The sequence below is a fragment of the Streptomyces sp. NPDC054813 genome, assembly GCF_053611365.1.
The window spans coordinates 258,703-281,314 of record NZ_JBSHAF010000006.1 but is presented as its reverse complement, the minus strand read 5'-3'; the positions used below and the strand labels follow the sequence as shown (position 1 = coordinate 281,314).

The 22,612-nt window shown below is 68.0% G+C and carries 19 protein-coding genes; 11 read left to right on the top strand and 8 right to left on the bottom strand.

What is annotated here, in order from left to right; all coding sequences use genetic code 11:
- Window positions 1–312: 312 nt before the first annotated feature.
- The 7 genes from typA to ACWGJB_RS14485 all read left to right on the top strand — a co-directional run bounded on the left by typA (window position 313) and on the right by ACWGJB_RS14485 (window position 11,176).
- Window positions 313–2,220 (top strand): translational GTPase TypA, encoded by a 1,908-nt coding sequence (gene typA, locus ACWGJB_RS14515; RefSeq protein WP_453380487.1) that lies wholly within the window; start codon window positions 313–315, stop codon window positions 2,218–2,220.
- Window positions 2,221–2,882: 662 nt separating this feature from the next.
- Entirely contained in the window at window positions 2,883–3,917 is a 1,035-nt protein-coding gene (locus ACWGJB_RS14510) for an ABC transporter permease (protein ID WP_453380486.1), read from the top strand.
- An 87-nt stretch (window positions 3,918–4,004) separates the two neighbouring features.
- Window positions 4,005–5,807: an ABC transporter substrate-binding protein gene (locus ACWGJB_RS14505; RefSeq protein WP_453380485.1), complete on the top strand. Its 1,803-nt coding sequence runs from the start codon at window positions 4,005–4,007 to the stop codon at window positions 5,805–5,807.
- A 102-nt stretch (window positions 5,808–5,909) separates the two neighbouring features.
- Window positions 5,910–6,890: an ABC transporter permease gene (locus ACWGJB_RS14500; RefSeq protein WP_453380484.1), complete on the top strand. Its 981-nt coding sequence runs from the start codon at window positions 5,910–5,912 to the stop codon at window positions 6,888–6,890.
- 21 nt (window positions 6,891–6,911) lie between these two features.
- Window positions 6,912–7,973 carry an ABC transporter ATP-binding protein gene (locus tag ACWGJB_RS14495; protein WP_453380483.1) on the top strand — a complete coding sequence of 354 codons (1,062 nt, stop codon included), beginning with the start codon at window positions 6,912–6,914 and terminating at the stop codon, window positions 7,971–7,973.
- Between the two features lie 13 nt (window positions 7,974–7,986).
- Entirely contained in the window at window positions 7,987–9,108 is a 1,122-nt protein-coding gene (locus ACWGJB_RS14490) for an ABC transporter ATP-binding protein (protein WP_453380482.1), read from the top strand.
- Between the two features lie 229 nt (window positions 9,109–9,337).
- Window positions 9,338–11,176, top strand: a complete 1,839-nt coding sequence (locus ACWGJB_RS14485) for an alpha/beta fold hydrolase (protein ID WP_453380481.1) — start codon at window positions 9,338–9,340, stop codon at window positions 11,174–11,176.
- 6 nt (window positions 11,177–11,182) lie between these two features.
- On the opposite strand, the gene ACWGJB_RS14480 is transcribed toward ACWGJB_RS14485, so the two are convergent.
- Window positions 11,183–11,926 (bottom strand): class I SAM-dependent methyltransferase, encoded by a 744-nt coding sequence (locus ACWGJB_RS14480; protein ID WP_453380480.1) that lies wholly within the window; start codon window positions 11,924–11,926, stop codon window positions 11,183–11,185.
- Between the two features lie 84 nt (window positions 11,927–12,010).
- Between ACWGJB_RS14480 and ACWGJB_RS14475 the strand changes: the two genes are divergently transcribed.
- Complete coding sequence (locus ACWGJB_RS14475) at window positions 12,011–12,403, top strand: VOC family protein (RefSeq protein ID WP_453380479.1); 393 nt, start codon at window positions 12,011–12,013, stop codon at window positions 12,401–12,403.
- Here the strand turns inward: ACWGJB_RS14475 and ACWGJB_RS14470 are convergent.
- Window positions 12,391–12,588 (bottom strand): DUF397 domain-containing protein, encoded by a 198-nt coding sequence (locus ACWGJB_RS14470; protein WP_453380478.1) that lies wholly within the window; start codon window positions 12,586–12,588, stop codon window positions 12,391–12,393. The genes ACWGJB_RS14475 and ACWGJB_RS14470 overlap by 13 nt on opposite strands.
- 9 nt (window positions 12,589–12,597) lie before the next feature.
- Window positions 12,598–13,449 (bottom strand): helix-turn-helix domain-containing protein, encoded by an 852-nt coding sequence (locus ACWGJB_RS14465; protein WP_453380477.1) that lies wholly within the window; start codon window positions 13,447–13,449, stop codon window positions 12,598–12,600.
- A 195-nt stretch (window positions 13,450–13,644) separates the two neighbouring features.
- On the opposite strand from ACWGJB_RS14465, the gene ACWGJB_RS14460 reads away from it, so the two are divergent.
- From ACWGJB_RS14460 to ACWGJB_RS14450, 3 genes are read left to right on the top strand one after another with little or no spacing between them, the layout of a single operon-like run.
- Window positions 13,645–14,052: an ATP-binding protein gene (locus ACWGJB_RS14460; RefSeq protein WP_453380476.1), complete on the top strand. Its 408-nt coding sequence runs from the start codon at window positions 13,645–13,647 to the stop codon at window positions 14,050–14,052.
- Entirely contained in the window at window positions 14,052–14,960 is a 909-nt protein-coding gene (locus ACWGJB_RS14455; protein ID WP_453380475.1) for a hypothetical protein, read from the top strand. The genes ACWGJB_RS14460 and ACWGJB_RS14455 overlap by 1 nt, the downstream gene beginning before the upstream one ends.
- A 50-nt stretch (window positions 14,961–15,010) precedes the next feature.
- Window positions 15,011–16,333, top strand: a complete 1,323-nt coding sequence (locus ACWGJB_RS14450) for an MFS transporter (RefSeq protein WP_453380474.1) — start codon at window positions 15,011–15,013, stop codon at window positions 16,331–16,333.
- A gap of 133 nt (window positions 16,334–16,466) precedes the next feature.
- Here ACWGJB_RS14450 and ACWGJB_RS14445 read toward each other — a convergent pair whose 3' ends face one another.
- The 5 genes from ACWGJB_RS14445 to ACWGJB_RS14425 all read right to left on the bottom strand — a co-directional run bounded on the left by ACWGJB_RS14445 (window position 16,467) and on the right by ACWGJB_RS14425 (window position 22,567).
- Complete coding sequence (locus ACWGJB_RS14445) at window positions 16,467–17,510, bottom strand: ABC transporter ATP-binding protein (protein ID WP_453380473.1); 1,044 nt, start codon at window positions 17,508–17,510, stop codon at window positions 16,467–16,469.
- A gap of 24 nt (window positions 17,511–17,534) precedes the next feature.
- Window positions 17,535–18,572: an ABC transporter ATP-binding protein gene (locus ACWGJB_RS14440; protein ID WP_453380472.1), complete on the bottom strand. Its 1,038-nt coding sequence runs from the start codon at window positions 18,570–18,572 to the stop codon at window positions 17,535–17,537.
- A 48-nt stretch (window positions 18,573–18,620) separates the two neighbouring features.
- Complete coding sequence (locus ACWGJB_RS14435; RefSeq protein ID WP_360476647.1) at window positions 18,621–19,601, bottom strand: ABC transporter permease; 981 nt, start codon at window positions 19,599–19,601, stop codon at window positions 18,621–18,623.
- A 97-nt stretch (window positions 19,602–19,698) separates the two neighbouring features.
- Window positions 19,699–21,456, bottom strand: a complete 1,758-nt coding sequence (locus ACWGJB_RS14430; RefSeq protein ID WP_453380471.1) for an ABC transporter substrate-binding protein — start codon at window positions 21,454–21,456, stop codon at window positions 19,699–19,701.
- An 82-nt stretch (window positions 21,457–21,538) separates the two neighbouring features.
- Window positions 21,539–22,567, bottom strand: coding sequence for an ABC transporter permease (locus ACWGJB_RS14425; RefSeq protein ID WP_453380470.1), 1,029 nt, complete (start codon window positions 22,565–22,567; stop codon window positions 21,539–21,541).
- Between the last annotated feature and the right edge of the window lie 45 nt (window positions 22,568–22,612).

Genomic DNA, 22,612 nt, shown 5'->3' with positions numbered 1-22,612 from the left:
GGGCCGACGGTGTCTGTGGGGTGTTTGCGGCGGGTGGCGCCCCGGGGGTCGCGGGGCGGGGGGTCTCGGTGGCGCACCCCCCCCCCCCCGGGGGGGGCCCCCCCCCCGGGGCCGCCCCCCCCACACCCGTGTTCTCGATGGGATCCGAGGTGAGGAGAACCAGCGGCGAAGATCACACCGAAGCCTCCGGAATGAGTCTCCCGCCGGGGCCACGTAGGATGGAGTAAGGCCGTGGCGTGTCCAGCCCGGCAAGGTCCGCGTATCACCGACGTACGCGCCGGGCCTTCCTCACATTCCAGGAGATACGCCTTCATGGCCACGCGCCACGACATCCGCAACGTCGCCATCGTCGCCCACGTCGACCACGGCAAGACGACCCTCGTCGACGCCATGCTGAAGCAGGCCGGCGCCTTCGCCGCGCACGCAGCCGAGTCGCTCGACGACCGCATGATGGACTCGAACGATCTGGAGCGTGAGAAGGGCATCACGATCCTGGCCAAGAACACGGCCGTGAAGTACCACCCGAAGGACGGTGGCGAGGTCGTCACCATCAACATCATCGACACCCCGGGCCACGCCGACTTCGGCGGCGAGGTCGAGCGCGGTTTGTCGATGGTGGACGCGGTGGTGCTGCTCGTCGACGCCTCCGAGGGCCCGCTGCCCCAGACCCGCTTCGTGCTGCGCAAGGCGCTGCAGGCCCGCCTGCCCGTCATCCTGTGCATCAACAAGACGGACCGCCCCGACTCGCGCATCGACGAGGTCGTCAACGAGGCCTACGACCTCTTCCTCGACCTCGACGCCGACGAGGACCAGATCGAGTTCCCCATCGTCTACGCGTGTGCGCGTGACGGTGTGGCCTCGCTGACCAAGCCGGAGGACGGCACCGTCCCGGCCGACAGCGACAGCCTGGAGCCGTTCTTCTCCACGATCCTGTCCCACGTCCCGGCTCCCGAGTTCGACGAGGCCGCCCCGCTCCAGGCGCACGTTACCAACCTGGACGCCGACAACTTCCTCGGCCGTATCGCGCTGCTCCGGGTCGAGCAGGGCGAGCTGCGCAAGGGCCAGACCGTCACCTGGATCAAGCGCGACGGCACGATGGCCAACGTCCGTATCACCGAGCTGCTGATGACCGAGGCGCTCACCCGCAAGCCCGCGGAGATGGCGGGACCGGGTGACATCTGCGCGGTCGCCGGTATCCCGGACATCATGATCGGCGAGACCCTCGCCGACCCCGAGAACCCGATCCCGCTGCCGCTGATCACGGTCGACGAGCCCGCGATCTCGATGACCATCGGCACCAACACCTCGCCGCTGGTCGGCCGCGGCGGCACCGGCAAGGGCGCCGACAACAAGGCCGCGGTCAAGGACCGCAAGGTCACCGCCCGCCAGGTCAAGGACCGCCTCGACCGCGAGCTGGTCGGCAACGTCTCGCTGCGCGTCCTCGACACCGAGCGTCCGGACGCCTGGGAGGTCCAGGGCCGTGGTGAGCTGGCGCTCGCCATCCTGGTCGAGCAGATGCGCCGTGAGGGCTTCGAGCTGACCATCGGCAAGCCGCAGGTGGTCACCCAGCAGGTCGAGGGCAAGACGTACGAGCCCGTCGAGCGCATGACGATCGACGTCCCCGAGGAGCACATGGGCGCGGTCACGCAGCTCATGGGCGTCCGCAAGGGCCGGATGGACAACATGTCCAACCACGGCTCGGGCTGGGTCCGGCTGGAGTTCGTCGTCCCGTCCCGCGGTCTCATCGGCTTCCGTACCGAGTTCCTGACCGGTACGCGCGGTACCGGTATCGCCCACTCCATCCACGAGGGCCACGAGCCGTGGTTCGGCGTCCTGACGACCCGTAACAACGGCTCGCTCGTCGCCGACCGCGCCGGTGCCGTCACCGCATTCGCGATGACGAACCTCCAGGAGCGCGGTGTGCTGTTCACCGACCCCGGCACCGAGGTGTACGAGGGCATGATCGTCGGCGAGAACTCGCGCGCCGACGACATGGACGTGAACATCACCAAGGAGAAGAAGCTCACCAACATGCGGTCGGCCTCGGCCGACTCGTTCGAGGCGATCGTCCCGCCGCGCAAGCTCTCCCTGGAGCAGTCGCTGGAGTTCTGCCGTGACGACGAGTGCGTCGAGGTGACTCCGGAGGCCGTTCGCATCCGCAAGGTCGTCCTCGACCAGAAGGAGCGCGGCCGCACCGCCAGCCGCGCCAAGCACGGCTGATCGCAGGACACCGAAGCCCGGGTGCCCCCATGATGGGGGCACCCGGGCTTTTTGCAACCGGTTTTCGGGTGGCCACGAGTGAGTCACCTTCGGCCAGTGTCCGAAATGCGGAGATCCTCGCCCGATACCCATGTAACAAGTCCGTTTCGTGGCCTTCTCCCGCCGAACAGTTTGTCCATTTTTCGGAAGAACTTGGTGTCGGCTGTGACTGAATTGAGATTTAAAGACAGTGGTCGGCACCTGGCTCATGGCAGATAGTTAGCCGCGTAGCGCTCGGGTCAATGGGTCTCGCGCTGTGGGGACAGCGCCGACTCACGAGCACCAGGGGGCGTCTGACCCTCCGTCAGGGGTGTCGGAGGGAAGACGGAAGCCCTCTCCGGTTGGTGAACACGTGAAGTCATGAGGAGGGGTCCCATGTGCAGTGTCACAGGCACCAGGTGGGTTCCATCGTCGTCCGTTCCCGAATGCCCTTGTTCGTCCGGCGGCTGGTTCTGAGGAACCGGCCGGCCGCGTAGCGCCGTCGCTCGCCTACGCGCGTCCGGCTGTGGGTTTCCCGCATGCCCCGGGATGCCCTGACACGCCTTCAGATCCTGCCCCCGCGGCCGCGCTCCCCCATGCCGGTCGCCGGTTCGGCACACCCAGACCTGTGAATTGGACGAACTGTGACCAGTCCTACGGACATAGAGGGTGGCGGAAGGTCGGCCGTCATCGACGGCGGACCGCAACCCGACACGAAGACCGAGGCGAAGCAGCTCGAGGGCCGGTCCCCCGGCCAGCTGATGTGGATGCGCTTCAAGCGCGACCGCACCGGCGTCCTCTCGGCCTACGTCGTGGGCTTCTTCTTCCTGATCGCCCTGCTCGCCCCGCTGATCTCGATGCTGTACGGCAAGAATCCGTACACCGTCTACGCGGACGAGCGTCCCGAACTCTTCGACAGCGCGGGCGTGCCGGTGCAGCCCAACGGCGGCATCAGCAGTGACTTCTGGTTCGGTCTCGAACCGGGCAACGGCTACGACGTGTTCACCAAGCTGATCTACGGCATCCGGACCTCGCTGATGATCTCCGTGGCGGTGACGCTCGCGACGGTGCTGACCGGCATCCTGCTGGGCATCGCGGCCGGCTATCTCGGGGGGAAGACGGACTACTGGATCGGGCGGGTCATCGACTTCCTCCTCGCCTTCCCGGCCCAGCTGTTCTTCATCGCCAGCATGCCGGTGGTGGTCTCGCTCTTCGTGAACCCGCGCGACGAGACGCCCACCTATGTGCGGGTGGTCGCGCTGATCCTGGTGCAGTGGTTCCTCGGCTGGATGGGCCTCGGCCGCATCCTGCGCGGCACCTCGCTCGCGCTGCGGGAACGGGAGTTCATCGAGGCGGCCAAGGTCAGCGGGGCCTCGCCCTGGCGGATCATCCGCAGGGAGATGCTGCCGAACGTCGTCACCCCGATCCTCGTCCAGTCGACGTACATGCTGCCGGGGTTCGTGACCGCGGAGGCGGGCCTGTCCTACCTGGGGGTGGGCATCGTCGAACCGACCCCGGACTGGGGCCAGATGTTCGCCAAGGCGTCGACCGAGCTCGTGCTCCAGAACGACATCACCTACATGTTCTTCCCCGGCGTCTCGATGATCATCTTCATCGTGGCATTCAACCTGCTCGGGGACTCGGTCCGCGACGCCTTCGACCCCAAGACGGCGCGCTGACCGATCGTTCGTGGGCGTCCTCGCCCGGATACCGCACGGCAATTCCCTTTGTGTACCGGTGACACGGAGATAGGTGGAAATTCAGTGATGAGTAGGGGCGGACGCCACGCATACACGGCGGTCTCAGTGCTCGCGGCCGGAGCTCTCGTGCTCACCGGTTGCAGCAAGGGGGGCAGCGATGCGAGCGACAACAGCAAGAAGGACCAGGACAACGCAAAGGCGCAGCAGGCCGCGATCAAGTTCGGTGACGCGGCCGACTCCCAGGGTCCCGCGAAGGCGGTGCCCGGTGCCAAGAGCGGCGGCAAGATGGAGGTGCTGCAGCGTGACAGCTACGCCCACCTCGACCCGGCCCAGATCTACGTCTCCGACGAGGGCTCCCTCGCGACGCTGATCCACAGAGGCCTGACCGGCTACAAGGCGACCGACGACAAGGGCGTGGGCCACGAGGTCGTCGGTGACCTCGCCACCGACTCCGGCACCACCACCGACGGCGGCAAGACCTGGAAGTACACCCTCAAGGACGGCATCAAGTTCGCCGACGGCACGCCCATCACGTCGGCGGACTTCCGGCAGACCTACGAGCGGCTCTTCGCGTCCTTCATCAACCAGGGCCCGACCTACCTCCAGCAGTGGCTGGCCGACACCACGGGCGCCGACTACCGCAAGCTGCTGCCGGACGGCCCCTACAAGGGCAAGCACCTGCCGGACAGCATCCTGGAGACGCCCGACGCCAAGACCATCGTCTTCCACTTCAAGACGGCCCACCCGGACCTCCCGTACGCGCTCGCCATGGCGGGTTACGCGGTGGTGTCCAAGAAGGGTGACACCCAGGCGAAGTACGACAAGACCCCGGTCACCAGCGGCCCGTACAAGATCCAGTCGTTCAAGTCCGGCAAGTCGATGGTCCTGGTCAAGAACACCAACTGGGACCCGAAGACCGACCCGATCCGCAGCCAGTACGTGGACGAGTTCGACTTCACCTTCAACCAGCAGTTCGAGACGTCCACCAAGGCCCTCCTCGCGGACAGCGGCGCCGACCAGACCGGCGTCAGTTTCAACAACCAGGTCGACGCGGGCAACCTGTCCAAGGTCCTCAGCGACTCGACCCTCAAGGCCCGTACGGTCGCCGGCTACCAGCCGTACGTGGGCCAGATGAACATCAACATGAACCACATCAAGGACAAGAAGATCCGTCAGGCCATCGCGTACGCGCTGCCCATCACGCCGTTCATCCGCGCCTACGGAGGCAACGACGCCATGGAGGTGGCCGGCGGTCTGATCTCCCCGACCGTCACCGGCTACGACGCCAAGTTCGACCCGTTCGGCAAGAAGGCGAAGCCGGCCGGTGACCCGGACAAGGCCAAGAAGCTCCTCCAGGAGGCCGGCAAGGTCGGCATGAAGCTGACCTTCGGCTACATCAACACCCCTGAGGGCCAGCAGTACTCGACCGCCATGGCGGCGGGCCTGAAGAAGGCCGGCTTCGACGTCCAGCGCCAGGAGATCCCGGCCGAGACGTACTACGACCAGATCGGCAAGGTCACCAACAACTACGACATCTACCACACCGCCTGGGGCGCCGACTGGCCGTCCGCCTCGACCGTGATCCCGCCGCTGTACGACGGCCGGGCGATCGCCGACGGTTCGCCGAACTACTCGCACGTCAACGACCCCAAGGTCAACAGCGACATCGACGCCGCCAACGGGATCACCGACCCGGCCAAGTCCGCCGCGGCCTGGGAGAAGATCGACAAGTACCTGCTCACGGACGTCGTCAACGCCGTTCCGACCGCCTACTACAAGCAGGTCCAGATCGCCGGCTCCAAGGTCGGCGGGCTCGTCTACGACAACGTGATCGGCGGCATCGACCCGCGTCGCCTCTACATCAAGTAACCGCCGCCGTCGGTCCGGTACCCGGTACGTCCGTCCGCCCCGCGCGGGTGACGGCGTACCGGGTACCGTCCGGCCCGCCGACGCGAGAGAGCTGCCCCTGTCATGCTGCGTTTCCTCGTCCGCCGGTCCCTCGGTGCGATCGTCATCCTCTTCCTGCTGAGCATCGTCACGTTCCTGCTGTTCTTCGGGATGCCCCGGGACCCGGCCCTGCTGATGTGCGGCAAGACGTGCAACCCCACGTCGCTCGCGAACATCCACCATGTGCTCGGCCTCGACAAGTCGATCCCCGAGCAGTACGGAATCTTCCTGCACAACCTGGTACTGGGCAGCAACCAGTTCGACCAGGGCCCCTGCCCCGCCCCGTGCTTCGGGTACTCGTACCACACCAACGACCCGGTCTGGCCGACGCTCATGGACCGGCTGCCCACCACGGTCTCGCTCACCCTGGGCGGTGCGGTCTGCTTCCTGGTCATCGGTCTCGGCACCGGCCTCGCGGCCGCCTGGAAGCGCGGCACCCTCGTCGACAAGGCCGCCACCGCCGGGGCGATGGTGCTCAGTTCGATGCAGATCTACTTCCTCGGCCCGCTCGCGCTCGCCGTCCTCGTCTACCAGACCCACTGGTTCGACAAACCGGCCTACAACAACTTCGAGGACAACCCGGTCACCTGGTTCACCGGACTGATCATCCCCTGGGTGGTGCTGTCCACGATCTTCGCCGCGCAGTACACCCGCATGGCGCGCTCGGCGATGATCGAACAGCTGCAGGAGGAGCACGTCCGCACGGCCCGCGCGAAGGGCATGTCCCGGCGGTACGTCTTCTTCCGCTACGCCTGGCGCGGCTCGCTGATCCCGATCGTCACCATCTTCGGCATCGACCTCGGCTCGCTGCTCGGCGGCGCCATCATCACCGAGTACACGTTCAGTCTGCCGGGGCTCGGCCAACTCGCCGTGCTGTCCGTGTACTTCAGCGACCTTCCGCTGCTGCTGGGCGTGATGCTGTTCTCGGCCGCCATGATCCTGCTGTTCAACATCGTCGTCGACGCGGCGTACGCGTTCATCGACCCGCGCATCCGGCTGGCCTGACCGGGTAAGAGGAGAACCGTCGTGACCACTTTGACCAAGGACGCCGGCGCCCCCGCCCCGTCCGACGCGGGCGCCTTCCTCTCGGTGCGGGACCTGTACGTCAGCTTCCGCACCGAGGACGGTGTCGTGCGGGCCGTGGACGGGCTGTCGTTCGACGTGCGGCGCGGCAGGACGCTCGGCATCGTCGGCGAGTCGGGCTCCGGCAAGTCCGTCACCAACCTCACCATCCTCGGCCTGCACAACCCGCAGTTCACCACCGTCGAGGGCGAGATCCTGCTGGACGGCAAGGAGCTGACCACCGCCAGGGAATCCGAGATGGAGAAGCTGCGCGGCAACAAGGTCGCCATGATCTTCCAGGACCCGCTCACCGCGCTGTCGCCGTACTACACGGTCGGCCGGCAGATCGCCGAGCCGTTCATGAAGCACAGGGGCGCCTCGAAGAAGGCGGCCTGGGAGCGGGCCGTGGAGATGCTCGGCAAGGTGGGCATCCCCAACCCCGCGGCGCGGGCGAAGGACTACCCGCACCAGTTCTCCGGCGGTATGCGCCAGCGCGCGATGATCGCGATGGCCCTGGTCTGCGACCCCGACCTGCTGATCGCCGACGAACCGACCACGGCCCTGGACGTCACGGTCCAGGCCCAGATCCTGGACCTCCTCAAGGACCTGCAACAGGAGTTCGGATCGGGCATCATCTTCATCACCCACGACCTGGGGGTGATCGCCGACATGGCCGACGACATCATGGTGATGTACGCGGGCAGCGCGGTGGAGCGCGGCACGGTGGACGAGGTGCTGCGCGCACCCCAGCACCCCTACACCTGGGGCCTGCTGAACTCCATGCCCCGTCTTGACTCCGACCTCGCCACCCCGCTGAGCCCGATCCCCGGCGCTCCGCCCTCGCTGCTGAACCCCCCGAGCGGGTGCCGCTTCCACCCGCGCTGCACCTTCCAGGACCGGGTCGGCGGCACCCGCTGCGTCACCGAACGCCCGCTGCTGGCCCCCGACCGCGCCTCGGCCTGCCACCTCACGGCGGACCAGAAGCGAACCATTTTCATCGAAGAGATCAAGCCCCGACTGGGCTAGGAGACGACACGTCATGACCCAGGACACGATCCTTCCGGCCCAGCGCGAGGCCGCCGTCGGAGAACCTCTGCTGGAGGTCTCCGGGCTGACCAAGTACTTCCCGGTCAAGGGCGGTTTCCCGATCCGGCGGACGGTCGGGCACGTCCAGGCCGTGGACGGCATCGACCTGACCGTGGGGGTGGGGGAGAGCTTCGGCCTGGTGGGCGAGTCGGGCTGCGGCAAGTCGACGACGGGCCGCCTGATCACCCGCCTGCTGGAGCCGACCAGCGGTTCGATCTCGTACCGCGGCAAGGACATCAGCCGTGCGTCGCGCAAACAGCTGGCGCCGATCCGCTCCGAGATCCAGATGATCTTCCAGGACCCGTACTCGTCGCTGAACCCGCGCCAGACGGTCGGCAAGATCATCTCGGGCCCGATGGAGATCAACGAGATAGTGCCGCAGGGCGGCCGGGAGAAGCGCGTACGGGAGCTGCTGGAGATCGTCGGCCTCAACCCCGAGCACTTCAACCGCTTCCCGCACGAGTTCTCCGGCGGCCAGCGCCAGCGCATCGGCGTCGCCCGCGCCCTCGCCCTGGAACCGAAGCTGATCGTCGCCGACGAGCCGGTCTCCGCCCTGGACGTCTCCATCCAGGCCCAGGTGGTGAACCTGCTCCAGAAGGTCCAGCGTGAGCTGGGCATCGCCTTCCTCTTCATCGCCCATGACCTGGCGGTGGTACGGCACTTCTCCCAGCGGGTCGCGGTGATGTACCTCGGCAAGATCATCGAGGTCGGTGACCGGGACGCCATCTACAACCGGCCCCGCCACCCCTACACCCACGCCCTGCTCTCGGCGGTGCCCGAGGTGAACCTCTCGGGCGAGGAGGACGCGGTCGGCCGCGAGCGGATCCGGCTGGCCGGTGACGTCCCCTCCCCGATCTCCCCGCCGTCCGGCTGCCGCTTCCGCACCCGCTGCTGGAAGGCCCAGGACAAGTGCGCGGCGGAGGAACCGCCGCTGGTCCAGATCTCGGGCAACCGGGAGGGCCACCTGACGGCATGCCACTTCCCGGAGGAGCCGACGACGGAGGCGAGGGACGAGGACATCATCCTGGACCCGGCGCTGGCGGCGCTGGAGGACAGGGAGGAGAGGGCGGAGTAGAGGGGGGCTCTGCCGTCAGGGTTGCACCGTGGGGCGACCGGCGTGGGCGACCGGCGTGGGCGTTCGCCCGGTGAGCGCCCGGTTCACGCCTAACCGGTAGCCGCGCTTCCGCACGCTCGTGGATGCCGTCGCGGGGATGGAAAGGCCTATGGGGCGTCGGGTTCCCGGCGTACGGCACACGCCGACCGTCCCATCCCTCCCGGTCGGCGGCGCAGAGAGGAAACGCTCCGTGAGCAACCCGCAGGACGACGACACCATCGGCGCGGTCACCGCGGCACAGTTAGCCGAGATCGCCGACCGAGGCGTCTACACGTCGCCCACCTCGATCGACCCGGCCGCCGCCCACCTCGCCGAGGCCCTGGTGGCCACCCTGAGCGGCACGGCCGAGAGGACGCTGCTGACCGCCGACCTCCAGCAGCTGACCGAACGGGTGCGGCAGGCGGCCACCGTCGGCTTCCCCTGGATCACCGCGGACGACGGCGTACGGCTGTCGGCACACACGATCAAGCTGAGGACCACGGAATCCCGGCCGGTGGTGATCGTCCCCGCCGGTTGGACGCCCTTCGGCTGGGTCCTGTTCGAGTACACGTACCTCCAGCTGGCGCTGCGCGGATACCACGTGCTGGCCTACACCCCGCGCGGTATCGGCCTCACGCTGCGGATCCCGGGCGGCGGCTACATCGACAGCCCGTTCACCTCCGGCGGCACCATCGACGTGGGCGGCCCTGCGGACTGGACCGACGGATCGACCGTCATCGGCTACGCCCAGCGGCACTTCAAGCCGAGCAAGATCGCGTTCCTCGGTGAGTCGTACGGCTCGGGCATCAGCCAGCTGGTCGCCGCGCACGATCCGGAGGAGCGCGTGGACGCGGTCGTGGCGCTGAGCACCTGGGGCGACCTGGCCGACAGCCTCTACCAGTACGACACCCGGCATCTGGCCGCGGTGACCGCCCTGGTCAACTTCACCGGCGGCCCGGTCGAGCGGAAGTTCGACGCGGCCACCCAGCAGCTCCTGGACGACTTCCAGGCCGGCCGGAACATGGACGACGTGGTGGCGTGGGGCAAGGAGCGGGCTCCGTCGTCATACGTCGAGGAGACCAACGCCCGTGGTGTCCCCACGTTCATCTCCAACACCTGGCACGAGACGCTGTTCCCGGTGAACGAGGTCATCGAGCTCTTCGACCGGCTGACGGTACCCAAGCACCTCAACCTCTGGATCGGCGACCACGCCGCCCCCGAGAGCGCCGGTCTGACCGTCCCGTTCAGCGGCCCGAACGTGCCGGTCGAGGAGGCGTTCGCCTGGCTGGACCACCATGTGCTCGGGGCCGACAACGGCGTACCCGGCTGGTCCCCGGTCACCAGTCAGATCATGTTCACCTACCGGACCCGGACCGACCCGGAGACCGGTAAGGACGTCATCACGGAGCCGGCCGTCCGCGAGCCCCGCCCGTCCTGGGGAGATGTCACCACCTCCACCGAACGCTGGTACCTGACCGCCGCAGCGTCGGCAAGCAGGGACGGCGGTCTGGGCATCGAACCGGAGACGGGCTGGCAGCGGGAGTTCACGGCCGGTCAGCTGACCGAGGCCACGGCCGTCGACGCCGTCATCACCACCGGCCAGGCCGAGTGGAACGGCAACCCGAAGAGCTACGCCACGGACAAGTTCGACCGCCAGTACCTGGCCGTCTGGACCAGCGACCCGCTCCCGGTGGGCCGCGAGGGCGCGGCGGCCCGCCGCATCCGGGGCATCCCCGAACTGACGCTGACGGTGCGCAGTACGGCCGACTCCACCACTCTGGTGGCTTACCTGTTCGACGTGAGCCCCGACAACACGGCCCGCATCGTCACACATGAGCCGCTCACCCTCACCGGCCTGACCGCCGACCAGGACCGAACGGTCACCTGGAAGCTCCAGGCAGCGGGCTACGACGTGGCAACGGAGCACCGCCTGATGCTGGTTGTGGGCAGCAAGGACCAGCTCTACTCGGACGCGACGGTCGACGGCAGCACCACGACGATCACGTCGCCGGAGGGCGAGGCGTCACACCTGACGCTGCCACTGGGCTGACCGGGTTCAGTGCGCGGGCCCCGCGACCGTGATGATCTCGGGGCTGTCGGCGGTGAGCGGGCCCCGGGACCAGTCGCCGTACTGCTCGACGACCTGCAGACCGGCTCCGGTGAGGAAGCCGGCGAGGGCGTCGGGGCCGAGGAAGCGCAGGGTGGCGCGGCACACCCGGGGCCGGGGCCAGGGGGAGCCGTCGTACGTCTCCGTGAAGGTCACCCGGTCCCCGGCCGGGGCGCCCTCGACCTCGTGCCAGACCCGGACCTCACGGCCGTCCGGGTCGGTGACGTGGTGCACGCGGTCGGGGGTCCAGCTCTCCCAGGCGCGGGCGCCGGGATTGCGGGTCTCGAAGACGAAGCGCCCGGTGGGGGAGAGGGCCCGCCGTACGGCGGTCAGCGCGGCGCGCAACTCCTCGTCGCCCAGCAGCACCTGGAAGGCGTGACCGGTCATCACGACGAGGTCGAAGCCGGGTCCGTCCCAGAGCCGGGTACGGAGATCGCCGAGGATCCATTCGACGGTCGGGTCGGCCTGGCGCCCCTGCACGAGCATCGCGGCCGCCGGGTCGAGCCCGGCCAGCCGTCCCTCGTGCCCCGCCTCGCGGGCCTGCCGCAGCAGCCGCCCGGTGCCGCAGCCGACGTCGAGCACGGACCCGGCGGCCATGACGAGACCCAGGTAGAAGTCGTCACCCGGACCCCACGGGTTGAGGCTGTCGTACAGCGCGGCGAGCGAAAGGTCCGCGAACGAATGATCGACCACCGCGGCAGTCTGCCACATGATGTTGAACGAAGGGTCAGGAAAGACTTTCTTCTTGACCTTCTATCAACTTCCGTTGGGGGAACGGTGCTTCATCACATAGAGCTGTGGGTGGCGGACCTGGACCAGGCTACGGAGTCCTGGGGCTGGCTGCTCGAACGGCTGGGCTGGACGCCGTACCAGAACTGGCCGGCGGGCCGCAGCTGGCGGCTGGGGACGGCGTACGTCGTGATCGAACGGTCGCCGGCACTGCGGGGCGGCGACGCCGGGCACGACCGGATGCGCCCGGGCCTGAACCACCTGGCGTTCCACGCGGCCGACCGGGCGACGGTGGATGCGCTGGCCGAGCAGGCCACCGGACACGGCTGGGAGCTGCTCTTCACCGACCGCCATCCGTACGCGGGCGGTCCCGGGCACTACGCGGCCTACCTGGAGAACGGGGACGGCTTCGAGGTGGAACTGGTGGCTCAGGAGGGGTGAGGGGAGGTGCCCTTCAGAGCGTCGAGGAACGGGGTGAAGGCGGCGGCGGGGAAGGTGAGGGTGGCTCTGGTGGGGGCCTTGGAGTCGCGGATGGATATGTGGGTGGGGCGGTGGGCGATCTCGACGCAGTTGTTGCCGTCGCCGCTTCCCGAGTAGGACGGCCTCCGCCAGTTGTCAGGGGTCATGGCGTGCCCTCACAGCTCTTTCGTCAGGTTGTGGATGAAGTCGCGCGACCGCTCGGGTTCGAGGGACGCGGACTCCACCTTACGGAAGAGTGTTCGAAACGCGCCTAGTTGGGCCTCTGAGTCGATGAACCCCGCGCCGTGCGGTGCATCGCGTACCGCCGTGTCCAGCCTGGGCACGGCGCCGCCCGCATACATCATGGCGTTCGTGGCTCCAGCGAAGCCGTCAAGGTCGAACGGAATGACCCGTACGGTGATGTGGGGTGCTTCGGAGAGCTCCAGGATGCGGTCGAGCTGGGCGCGCGCGGCTGCGCGGTCGCAGGCCCTGATGCGCAGGGCCGCCTCGTGGACCACGGCCTTGTAGGGGACACAGGCCGGTTCCTCGATGACGACCTTGCGTTGCAGGCGGTGGCGGACGCGCAACTCAATCTCGGCCGTGGGGAGTTCGGGGACTCGGTACGAGAAGATGGCGCGGGCGTAGTCCTCTGTCTGGAACAGGCCGGGGACGTGCAGGAACTCCACATCGAGGCGATACGAGGAGTGGTACTCCAACTCGGCGAGATCCAGGAATGACGTCGGGAGCGAACCCCGGTACTCCTCCCACCAGCCGCGGGTCCGATCGGTCGCCATGGCCACCAACGCCTCGACCAGCTCGGCGTCCGTGCAGGAGTAGTGAGCCGCCAGTCGCCGCACGCGTTCCTCGCTCACGCCGGCCGTACCGAACTCGATCTGGCTGATCTGGGCCGAGTCCGTTCCAAGCAATGAGGCAGCCTCGAGTCCTTTGAACCCTGCGGATTCGCGGAGTTTACGCAGTTCGGAACCCAGACGCTCTTGCCGAGCTGTGGGTTGCTTCCTGCGCGTCATGTCTTCCCCCTCGCCGTGAACTGCAGTGGAGTGGCTCCTCTTTCGAGGGCAGATTACGGCAGCGACTTGCGTCGTCCCAAATTGTGTCTCTACCGTCGGTGACGTAGCGCACACGCTGAGGAAGTGCACCGCACCGTCGTGCGGCGATGCCACCGTGTGTGAAATCCCCTTTCAACCGAACGGAGTTGATGAGCCATGCCTGAAACCTGGGACTACACGCTGTCCATCCCCAACGACCTCAGAGCGGTCACGATCTGCCGCCGCACCCTGCGTCTGATCCTCACGATGCACGGGCTCGTCGGCCTGGCCGACACGGCGGAGTTGCTGGCGGCGGAGCTGGTGTCCAACGCCGTACGGCACACGAAGGGACCAGCCGCACTGAGGGTCCGGTGTTCCCCGGAGGGCGTCGTGTGGATCGGGGTGTGGGATGCGGATCCCGTGCCTCCGGAGCCGCCGGGGTCGTTGGAGGCGGTGACGGGCCTCGATGAGGCGGGGCGGGGGTTGGGGCTGGTGGTGGCATGTGCCGACTGCTGGGGCTGGCAGCCGTCCGGCCGGTTCGGGGACCGGGGCAAGTACGTGTGGTGCGAGTTGGGGGTGGCGTGATGGTGGGGTCGACGCATGAGGCGTTGCATCGGATCTTCCAGAAGGATCCGGGGCTGCTGACGCACGCGTTACAGCGGGTGCTGGGTGTGCCGTTTCCCGAGCCGCGGGAGATCGCGGCGATGAACGTGGATCTGACGGAGATCGAGCCGGTCGAGCGCCGGGTGGACGCGTTGTTGCGGGCGGAGACGGACGAGGGGACGTATCTCCTCGTGGTCGAGTCGCAGGGGAAGGCGGACGAGCGGAAGCGGGGGAGTTGGCCGTACTACTTGTCGTATCTCTACGAGAAGTACCGGTGTGAGCCGGTACTGATCGTGATCACACAGAGCAGCGCGACGGCGCGGTGGGCGGCCCAGCCGATTCAGCTGGGGTTGCGGGGGTGGGAGTCGCTGACGGTGCGTCCGCTGGTGCTGGGACCGGACAACGTGCCGGTGATCGCGGATGTGCGGGAGGCCGAGAGCGATGTACCCCTTGCGGTGCTTTCGGCGATGACACACGGGCGGGGTCGGCAGGCCCCGGCCATACTGGAGTCGCTGGCAGCCGCCCTGAAAACCATTGACCGTGACAGCGCCGCGGTCTTCGTGCAGTTCGTCGATTCGTGCCTGGTTGATCCTCAGGCGAAGCAGATGTGGAGGGACCTGATGACGGCGATCCAGTACTTCTGGCGACACCCGCTGGCGGAGCAGGTGCGCGAGGAAGGGCGTGAGGAGGGCCGGGAAGAAGGCCGGGAGGAGGGCCGGGCCGAGGCCAAGGCCGAGATGATCCTCCGCATCCTGGAGTGGCGCGGCATCCCGGTGAGTGATGCCGTACGCGAGCAGGTGCAGGCCTGCACTGACCCGGACCAGCTTGAGGTCTGGGCCCAGCGGGCGATGCATGTCACGGATGCCGCGGAGCTGTTCGTCGAAGAGTGACCGCAGGGGGGAGAAGGGCCCGAGACGCCGAAGGCGTAGTGTGCCCGTCCATGTCTGTCGCTGACCGCACCCCCTCCTTACTCCGCAACGCCGGCTTCGTCCGGCTGGCACTGGCTCGGATCATCTCCGTCCTCGGCAACGGATTCGCCCGGATCGCGCTGGCTTTCGCGGTGCTCTCGCTGCCTGGCGCGACCCCGGGGGAGCTCTCGCTGGTCGTTGCCTGCCAGGCGGTGCCGCAGCTCGCTCTGGTCCTGGTGGGCGGCGTGATCGCCGACCGGGTCTCCCGGTCCGGGCTGATGGCGGTGTCGGACGTGCTGGGTGCCCTTTCCTACGGCGGACTCGCGGTGATGGTGCTCAGCGGCCACGCCCCTGTCGCCGCCCTGTGCGCACTGGCCGTCACCGCGGGAATCGCATCCGCCCTCTTCGGGCCCGCGATGGACGGGGTCATCCCGCGGCTGGTGCCGTCCGAGGTGCTCCAGCGAGCCAACGGCCTGCTGCGGGTCGGTACCAACACCTCGCTGCTGCTGGGGCTGGCCCTGTCGGGCGTGACCGTGGCATGGGTCGGGGCCGGCTGGGCGCTGGCCCTCAACGGTCTGTCCTTTGTCGTCAGCGCGGCACTCACCGCCCCGCTGCGGCTGAGCCGTCGGCCACGGAAGGCCACCTCGGGCTGGGCCGATCTACGCCAGGGCTGGCAGGAGTTCGCCTCCCGCCAGTGGCTGTGGGTGGTCGTCGTCCAGTTCTCCGTGGTCGTCGCCGCCATGAACGCCAACGCCGGTGTCCTGGGGCCACTGGCGGCGAGTGCCCACTTCGGCGGGGCCCGCGCATGGTCCCTGGTGGTGGCCGCACAGGCCCTGGGGGCCGTGGCCGGCGCCGGGATCGCGGGCCGTACCCGGGTGGGCCGGCCGATCCTGGCAGCGGTCCTGTTCACCTTGCCCGCTGCCCTGCCACCGGCGCTCCTCGGGGCCGGAGCGCCACTGTGGGTCGTTGCCGCGGGCGCCTTCGCCGCCGGTGTCAGCCTGGACTTCTTCGGCGTGCTGTGGTCCACGACCATCCAGCGTGAGGTCCCCGAGGAGGCGCTGTCCCGGGTCAGTTCCTACGACTGGTTCGGCTCGCTCACCCTCGCGCCGCTCGGCCTCGCCCTGGCGGGACCCGCCGCCGACACTTTCGGCACCGACCGGATGCTGGAGGTCTGCGCGGTCCTGATCGTCACCGCCACGCTCGCCGCACTCGTGTCTCCCGCGGTGCGGTCGCTGCGGGCGCCGGACGCGGACCGGCCTGAGCCCCAAGTGGCCGGTACGGCGACCCCGGCCGCCCCGCCGCAGACCGACGCATCGCTGCCCGACACCGGCGCGGGCGACGCCACGCCCTCCTGACGGCGGCGGCCATGAGAAAGGCCCGCACCTGGGGAGGTGCGGGCCTTGCTCCCCTGGAGCGGACGTTCAGGGCTCGGGTCAATGGGCCGGTGAAGGTCCGTTCCGCAGGCGGCGGCTGACGGAAAGGGGTGTGTCAGGCCGCTGCCTCAGGGTCCTTGGAGAGGCGCGGGGCGGGAATCATGTCCCGCACCTCAGGGTAGTGGCACGCGGTCAGGTGGCCGGGCTTGTTGCCGTCGGCCTGGACCAGCGGCGGGGCCTCCGTCGCGCACTTCTCCGTCGCCTTCCAGCAACGGGTGCGGAAGCGGCAGCCGGACGGCGGGTTGATCGGGGACGGGACGTCACCGACCAGGCGGATCCGCTCGCGCGGCTCCACGTCCACCGTCGCCTCGGGCACGGCGGACAGCAGCGCCCGCGTGTAGGGGTGGCGCGGGTTGTCGTACAGGTCCTCGCGGTCGGCGATCTCCACGATCTTACCGAGGTACATGACCGCGACCCGCTGCGAGAAGTGCCGCACGATCGCGAGGTCGTGGGCGATGAAGACGAACGCGATGCCGAGTTCCTTCTGAACCTTCTGGAGGAGGTTCACGACCTGCGCCTGGATGGAGACGTCCAGGGCGGAGACCGGCTCGTCCGCCACGATCAGCTTCGGCTCCAGCGCGAGGGCGCGGGCAACGCCGATGCGCTGGCGCTGGCCGCCGGAGAACTCGTGCGGGAAGCGGTTGAAGTGCTCGGGGTTGAGGCCGACGATCTCCAGGAGTTCACGGACCCGGGCCTCGCGGCCGCCGGGCGGGTTGATGTCGTTGATCTCCATCGGACCCGCGATGATCTTGCCCACCGTCTGGCGCGGGTTGAGGGACGCGTAGGGGTCCTGGAAGATCATCTGGATCTCGGACCGGATCGGCGCCAGCTGCCTGCGGCCCGCGTGCGTGATGTCCTGCCCGCGGTAGGAGATCTTGCCGCCCGTCGGCTCCAGCAGGCGGGTGATCAGCCGGCCGGTGGTCGACTTGCCGCAGCCCGACTCACCGACCAGGCCCAGCGCCTCGCCCTCGGCGACCTGGAAGTCCAGGCCGTCGACGGCCTGCACCGCGCCGACCGTCCGCTTGATCGGGAAGCCGCCCTTGATCGGGAAGTGTTTGGTCAGCCCGGAGACGTCCAGGAGGGGGTTCGTGTTGCTCATGATCGTGAAGTCCCGTCTTGTCCGTCAGTTGTGGCTGGTCGCCGCGTAGTCGGCGAAGAGATCGTCACGCTGGCTCAGCTCCAGGTGGCAGGCGGAGCCGCGGCCCTCGGTCAGCTGGAGCAGCGGGCTCTCGGTGGAGCACCTGTTGCCCGGCACCTTGTCCGCGAACGCGCAGCGCGGGTGGAAGCGGCAGCCGGTGGGCGGGTTGAGCAGCGAGGGCGGCGAGCCGGGGATCGGCGACAGCGGGACGTCCACCGGTCCGTCCAGGCTCGGCATGGAGTTGAGCAGGCCCAGCGTGTACGGGTGCTGCGGCGCGCCCAGCACCTGCTTCTTGGTGCCGCGCTCCACACACCGGCCGCCGTACATCACCAGCACGTCGTCCGCGATGTCCGCGATGACACCGAGGTCGTGGGTGATGAAGATGATCGCCGTGCCGAACTCCTGCTGGAGGTCCTTGAGGAGGTCCATGATCTGGGCCTGGACCGTCACGTCGAGCGCCGTGGTGGGCTCGTCCGCGATCAGCAGCTCGGGGTCGCAGACCAGGGCCATGGCGATCATCGCGCGCTGGCGCATACCGCCGGAGAACTGGTGCGGGTAGTCGTCCACCCGCACGTCCGGCTGGGGGATCCCGACCCGCTTCAGCATCTCGATCGCCCGCGCCCGGGACTCCTTCTTGGAGGCGCCGGTGTGCTTGCGGTACACCTCGGAGATCTGAGCGCCGATCGTGTGGTACGGCGACAGCGAGGCCAGCGCGTCCTGGAAGATCATCGCCATCTTGTTGCCGCGCAGCTTCTCCAGCTCCCGCTCGGAGGCCGTGAGCAGCTCCTTGCCGTCGAGCAGGATCTCGCCGTCGATCTGGGTGCGGGCGGCGTCGTGCAGACCCAGGATCGTCAGGTTGGTGACGGACTTGCCGGAGCCCGACTCGCCCACGATGCCGAGTGTCTGGCCCTTGACGAGGTCGAAGCTGAGCCCGTCGACGGCCTTGACGATGCCGTCCTCGGTGGAGAAGTGGACTTTGAGGTCCTTGACGGAGAGGAACGGCTGCTGATCGGTGCTCGTCACGGTGACGCTCCTGGGGGGTGATGCGAGAGGTCGGGGGTGGGGCGGAGGTCAGGCGAGCCGGATCCGCGGGTCGATGAGGGCGTAGACGGCGTCGACGACGATGTTGAAGATCACGATCGCGCCGGCGGACAGCAGGGTCACGCCGAGCACCATGGGCAGGTCGCTCTGGTCCACGGACTTCAGCGCGAGCTGGCCCACACCCTGGAGGCTGAAGACGGTCTCGGTGATGATCGCGCCGCCGATGAGGGTGGCGAGGTCGATGCCGAAGATCGTGACGATCGGCCCCATGGCGCCACGCCAGGCGAACCGGAAGAAGACGTTGCGCCGGGACAGACCCTTGGCCCGAGCCGTGCGTACGTAGTCCTCGCTGAGCGTCTCGACCAGCTGCGAGCGCGTCATACGGGTGTAGTTCGCAGTCCAGATGAGGGCCAGCACCAGCCACGGCAGCAGCAGGCCGGAGGCCCACTCGATCGGGTTCTGGGTGAGGGGGGTGTACGACGGGTTGTCCAGGATGCCGAGCTTCGCGACGAAGAAGTACATCGCGATGTAGCCGACGAAGTAGATCTGCATCGAAGAGGCGACCAGCGACGCCGAGCTGGCGACCTTGTCCTGCCACTTGCCCTGCTTGACGGCGGCCAGCATGCCGGCGCCGATGCCGAAGATCAGGAAGACGACGGCCGAGCCGAAGGCGAGTGACAGGGTCAGCGGAAGCCGGTCCAGGATCGTGCCGAGGACGGGCTCGCGGTTGGCGAACGAGTACCCGAGGCAGGGCGCGCTGCAGTTGCCGAAGTCGCCGTAGCTGCGTCCGACGAAGATGCCCTTGAGCCAGTACCAGTACTGGACCGGAACCGGGTGGTCGATGCCCAGGTTGTGCCGGACCTGCGCGAGCATGTCGGGCGTGCAGTTCTTGCCGCAGGACAACGTGGCGGGGTCACGCGGGATGGCGTAGAAGAGCCAGAAGGTGACGGCGCTGATGATCAACAGGATGACCATCGCGCCGAAGACTCGGCGGACAAGGAAGCGGAACATGGGGCGTGACTTTCCGGACGGGGCGCCGTCGCCGGGGTGAGGGGTGGGCCGTAGGGGGGCGGCCAGGTCGCGGCCGCCCCCCGAGGGTCTGGTGCGCTTACTTCTTGACGTACAGCTTGCAGAGCGCGACGCAGGTGTTGCCGGCGTCGTAGACGACGTTGCCGATCTTGGATCCGTACATCCAGTTACGGATGGAGTGGTAGTCCGGGACGACCGCCGCGAGCTCCATGATCTGCTTGTCGATGGCACCCCAGGCCTTGTTGGCCTCGGCGACGTCGGCGATCTTGGCGGCCGCGTCGATCGCCTTGTTCACGCTCGGGTCGTTCAGCTGGGCGTAGTTGCTGCGGCCGTCGCCGATGTTCTTGCCGCTCCAGCAGGGGTAGAAGACCGAGTAGCCGTTCGGCCAGTCCGGGCTCCAGCCGGCCGCGAACAGGTCGTAGCCGTTGTCGATCTTGCCGATCTGGGTGTAGAAGGTCGTCTTGTCGACCTGCTGGTTGACGACCTGGAAGCCGGCCGCCTCAAGGGCGTTCTTGATGGCCACGGCCTGCTTCACCGCGTTGTCCGACTGCTGGTAGGCGATGACCAGCTTCTGGCCGACCTTGCCGGCCTCCTTCAGCAGCGCCTTGGCCTTGACCGGGTCGCCGCCGGGCTTCGTGGTCACGCCGTACAGGTCGAACTTCTTGTAGCCGGGGGTCACCGGGCTGAGGATGGTGCTGGCCAGCTCGCTGGTGGAGGCGCCACCGCGGATGGTCTGCAGCTGCTGGTGCGGCCACGCCCAGTTGATCGCCTGGCGGACCTTCACGTCCTTGATCCGGGTCATGTTGATCGGCCAGTAGTAGGTGACCGTGTCGACCTGGGTGAGGACGCGCTTCTTCAGCGAGGCGTTGGTGAGGACCTGCGCGGTGCGCTCGGCGGCGACCTCGTTGAAGATCGACATCGCGTACTGGTCGTTGCCCTTGTCCGCGATGTAGCGGTCCGTGGAGGCGACCGGCTGGAAGCCGAACTGGAAGATGTACTTGTCCGGGTACGCGTTGCGGATCGAGTCCGTGGCGGCGTCCCAGTGCTCGTTGCGCACGTAGGTCATCGACTTGCCGATGCTGCGGCTGTCGATCTTGTAGGGACCGAGGGAGTACGGACGCTTGTCGTACTTCTCCTTGGTGTCCTTCTTCTTGTTGACCAGGCCGTAGCCCGGCATGCCGAGCGTGTAGTTGAAGTCGGTGCGGGCCTCGGTGAGCGTGAACGTGATCGTCTTGCCGGAGATCTCGATCGAGGAGAGCTTCTTGCCGTCGTAGGGGCCCTTGTACTTGTCGCCGCCGACCAGCCACTGCTGGACGTAGCGGGGGCCCTCGGTCACGAAGGAGGCGAAGAGGCGCTCGAAGGTGTGGCGGACGTCGTCCATGGACAGCTCGGTGCCGTCCTCCCACTTGATGCCGTCCTTGATCGTGAACGACCAGGTCTTGCCGCCGTCCTTCATGGTGCCGGCGTCGGTCGCGACGTCGCCGACGAGCGTGGCGCCGCCCTTGTCGTCGACCTTGTAGCCGGTCAGACCACGCAGGATCGGACGGGTGATGGCGCCCTCGGTGGAGACGTAGATCTGCGCCGGGTCCAGGTGGTCCATGTCGAACTGGTCGAGCGAGTAGACCGTGCCGCCCTTGACCGCGCCCGTGACCTCGGGCGCCGGACCCGTGGAGTCCGCCTTGGTGCCGACCGGGATGTTCATGGTCTTCGCGGTGGAGACGGACGGGACCTTCGACGTGCCCTTGCTGTCGTCACCGCTGCTGCAAGCGCTCAGCACGGTCGTGGAGGCCGCAGCCACACCGGTGGCGATCAGGAAGTTTCTGCGAGAAAAAGACATGCTGAGCCTGCCTATAGGGGTCAATTCGGATGGTCGGAACCAGCCGGACGTCATCGAACCGGGCCGGGTGGTACAGGGGTCGCTACCGCTTGGACTTCGGGTCGAGCGCGTCGCGCACCGAGTCACCGAGCAGGTTGAACGCGAGGACGAAGATCACCATGGAGATGCCCGGGAAGAGCATGAAGGTGATGTCCTCGGTGTAGAACTGCGCGCCTCGGCCGATCATCACGCCCCAGTCGGGGGTCGGGTCGATCATGCCTACGCCGAGGAAGGCGAGGCCCGCCTCCGCGGTCACGAAGGCCGGCAGCAGCAGGGTGGACTGGATGATGATCGGAGTCCAGAGGTTGGGCAGCAGCTCCTTGAACACGACGCGCATCGGTGACGCACCCGTGACCTTGGCCGCCTCGACGAACTCCCGCTCGCGCAGGCCCAGTACCTGTCCGCGTAGCAGTCGGGCGATGGACGCCCATCCGAAGGCCGACAGCACGAGGATCAGCGCGGTGGCGCGGAGCGAGGTCGGGATGTTCTCGTCGGGGGCGACGAAGAAGCCGAAGACCACGGGCATGAACGCGATGAAGAAGAGCGTGGACGGGAACGACAGCAGGATGTCGATGATCCGGCTGACGAGGTAGTCCGTCTTGCCGCCCAGGTAGCCGGCCGTGACACCGATCACGACGCCGAGGACCGTGGTGAGCAGGGCGGCGGCCGTCGCGATGCCGAGGGAGTTGCGGATGGCGTACAGCAGGAACGTGAAGACGTCCCGGCCGAGCTGCGGTTCGATGCCGAACCAGTACTCCGAGCTCATGCCGCCGTTCGGCCCTGCGGGGTACGAGAAGGCGTTGAGGAGCTCGGGGTGCTGGGTGGTGTAGGTGGTGTACGGGTCCTTCCCGTACAGCTTCGCGATGAGCGGCGCGGCTATGCCGATCACGAAGAAGAAGATCACGACGTAAGCGGATATAACGCCCGTCCGGTCGCGCCTGAAACGCTTCCAGGCCAGACGGCCCGGCGACCGGCTCTCGCTGCCCTTCGAGCCGTCCGAAGTGGTCGACTTCTTCGCGGTCTCGTCGGTCACCTCGAGCGGGGCAGCCGTGGATGGAGTTGGGAGGGTCATGATGCTCCTGGCCCAAGGGGGTCTGATGACTCCGCAGGGCACTCC

Excerpts from the sequence above, each read along its gene's own strand:
- typA (WP_453380487.1), top strand. The coding sequence starts at position 313 with ATGGCCACGCGCCACGACATCCGCAACGTCGCCATCGTCGCCCACGTC.
- ACWGJB_RS14505 (WP_453380485.1), top strand. The coding sequence starts at position 4,005 with ATGAGTAGGGGCGGACGCCACGCATACACGGCGGTCTCAGTGCTCGCG.
- ACWGJB_RS14500 (WP_453380484.1), top strand. The coding sequence starts at position 5,910 with ATGCTGCGTTTCCTCGTCCGCCGGTCCCTCGGTGCGATCGTCATCCTC.
- ACWGJB_RS14490 (WP_453380482.1), top strand. The coding sequence starts at position 7,987 with ATGACCCAGGACACGATCCTTCCGGCCCAGCGCGAGGCCGCCGTCGGA.
- ACWGJB_RS14470 (WP_453380478.1), bottom strand. The coding sequence starts at position 12,588 with ATGACCCCTGACAACTGGCGGAGGCCGTCCTACTCGGGAAGCGGCGAC.
- ACWGJB_RS14465 (WP_453380477.1), bottom strand. The coding sequence starts at position 13,449 with ATGACGCGCAGGAAGCAACCCACAGCTCGGCAAGAGCGTCTGGGTTCC.
- ACWGJB_RS14460 (WP_453380476.1), top strand. The coding sequence starts at position 13,645 with ATGCCTGAAACCTGGGACTACACGCTGTCCATCCCCAACGACCTCAGA.
- ACWGJB_RS14455 (WP_453380475.1), top strand. The coding sequence starts at position 14,052 with ATGGTGGGGTCGACGCATGAGGCGTTGCATCGGATCTTCCAGAAGGAT.
- ACWGJB_RS14450 (WP_453380474.1), top strand. The coding sequence starts at position 15,011 with ATGTCTGTCGCTGACCGCACCCCCTCCTTACTCCGCAACGCCGGCTTC.
- ACWGJB_RS14445 (WP_453380473.1), bottom strand. The coding sequence starts at position 17,510 with ATGAGCAACACGAACCCCCTCCTGGACGTCTCCGGGCTGACCAAACAC.
- ACWGJB_RS14435 (WP_360476647.1), bottom strand. The coding sequence starts at position 19,601 with ATGTTCCGCTTCCTTGTCCGCCGAGTCTTCGGCGCGATGGTCATCCTG.
- ACWGJB_RS14430 (WP_453380471.1), bottom strand. The coding sequence starts at position 21,456 with ATGTCTTTTTCTCGCAGAAACTTCCTGATCGCCACCGGTGTGGCTGCG.
- ACWGJB_RS14425 (WP_453380470.1), bottom strand. The coding sequence starts at position 22,567 with ATGACCCTCCCAACTCCATCCACGGCTGCCCCGCTCGAGGTGACCGAC.